Source organism: Castellaniella sp. WN (genome assembly GCF_054457555.1).
The window spans coordinates 1-1,896 of record NZ_JBTKZC010000003.1 but is presented as its reverse complement, the minus strand read 5'-3'; the positions used below and the strand labels follow the sequence as shown (position 1 = coordinate 1,896).

General features: G+C 58.7%; 1 protein-coding gene. It reads left to right on the top strand.

Going from position 1 to position 1,896, the window contains the following annotated elements; genetic code table 11:
• Nucleotides 1-145: 145 nt before the first annotated feature.
• Nucleotides 146-1,849: an IS1634 family transposase gene (locus ACTPOE_RS17605; protein WP_458870344.1), complete on the top strand. Its 1,704-nt coding sequence runs from the start codon at nucleotides 146-148 to the stop codon at nucleotides 1,847-1,849.
• The last annotated feature ends 47 nt before the right edge of the window (nucleotides 1,850-1,896 follow it).

The following is a 1,896-nucleotide window of genomic DNA, read 5'->3' as shown; positions in this document are numbered from 1 at the left end:
CCTGAGTTCGACAGTTTGACCCCTGCTTTTTGATCGAAACGCAGTAACGACGCGGCTTTCACAGAATTACAACGATAATTTTGTAATGGCACGTTATCATAATTGCGCATTGACTATACTGTGTATATGTGATTATAGTAATGGCATGTTTATCAAAGTCACCAAGTCAGGCCCCCGCCGCTATGTGCAGCTCGTGGAGGCCTACCGCGACGACGCTGGGTGCCCCAAGCAGCGCACTGTGGCGACACTTGGCCGTTTGGACCAGATGGGTGATTCCATCAAGTCCCTGCACGAAGGCCTGGCGCGCATCCTGGGCATAGAGCCTTCACCAGCGCTTGATGATGGCACCGCCCGCTTCGATTCTTCACGAGCCATCGGGGACCTTTGGGCACTGACTCAGATCTGGAAGCAGCTGGGCCTGGATCGCCTGCGTCAGGTGCTGCGCCAGCGCACCCGCCACAAAATCGACCTGGAGGCGCTACTGCGCGTCATGGTCTTTAATCGCCTGAGCGATGCCGATTCAAAGCTTGGGACCCTGCGCTGGCTACAGACCGTCAGCTTTCCCGATACCGATCTGGCATCGGTTGAGCACCAGCAATTGCTGCGCACCATGGACGCGATGGTGGAGCACCAGGCCGTCATCGATCAGGCGCTGGTCGCAGCCGTCAAACCCTTGGTAAGTGAAGAATTGTCGGTGGTCTTCTACGACATGACCACGATTCGTGCCGAAGGGCTCTCTGAGCAAACGGATGACATTCGCCAGTTTGGCAAGTCCAAGGAAGGCATCATTGCCCGTCAGTTCATGCTGGGGCTGGTGCAAACCGCTGAAGGCATCCCGCTCTATCACGAGATCTTTGAAGGCAATACGGCCGAAGTGGGGACGCTGAAGGCCTCGCTGCAAAAGGTCATGGATCGCTTCCCGGTGCGCCGGGTAATCGCCGTCGCCGATCGAGGGCTGCTGTCGATTGACAACCTCGCAGACTTGCAAGCCATGCGCCTGCCCAATGGCCAGCCGTTGGAATTCATTCTGGCGGTCCCCGGCCGACGGTACAACGAGTTTGCCGAGCTGCTCGAACCGATCAACCAAGCGGCTATCGAGAGCGACAGCCCCGAGATCGTGGGCGAACAGGCGTGGCAAGGGCTGCGGTTGGTTGTTGCCCATGATCGGTACCGGGCTGCCGAACAAACGGCCCAGCGCGATCAGAAAATTGCAGCGCTCGAAGCCCAGGCCGCCCAGTGGGTCGGCAAACTGGACGCCCAGGATGCTGGGGTACGCGGCAAAGGCCGCAAGCTCTCCGATGGTGGCGCGCGCGCCCGGTTCTATCACGCGGTCTGCGAAGCGCATCTCGCACGCATCATCCGGGTAGACCTTAAAAGTGAGCTCTTCACCTACCAGGTCAATGAAAAGGCGCTGGCCCTGGCACGCGCCATGGATGGCAAGCTGCTACTGATCACCAACGTCTGCGATCTGGCGCCAGCCGATGTGATTAGCCGCTACAAATCCCTGGCCGACATCGAGCGGGGCTTCAAGGTGCTCAAGTCCGAAATTGAGATCGGACCCGTCTACCACCGACGCCCCGATCGCATCCGGGCACACGCCATGATCTGCTTTATTGCCTTGGTGTTGCAACGGGTCATACGCATGCGGCTGCGCGAACAGCCCGTGGCCGACGTGGTCTCGCCCGAGCGCGCCTTGTCGATTCTGCGTCGCATCCAGACCCACCGGGTCGTGCTGCCGGGCGGCAAATCCATCACGGGCATCTCGACGATCGATGCCGAACAGGCGGCCATCCTGAAGAGCCTGCAGGTTGGAAAGCTCACAGCAACTGAGGCCTTCGTTAATCTGTAATGGAGCGTTTTTAAGGCGCTTCTTTATAAATCAATGAGTTGCGGTTC

Excerpts from the sequence above, each read along its gene's own strand:
- ACTPOE_RS17605 (WP_458870344.1), top strand. The coding sequence starts at position 146 with ATGTTTATCAAAGTCACCAAGTCAGGCCCCCGCCGCTATGTGCAGCTC.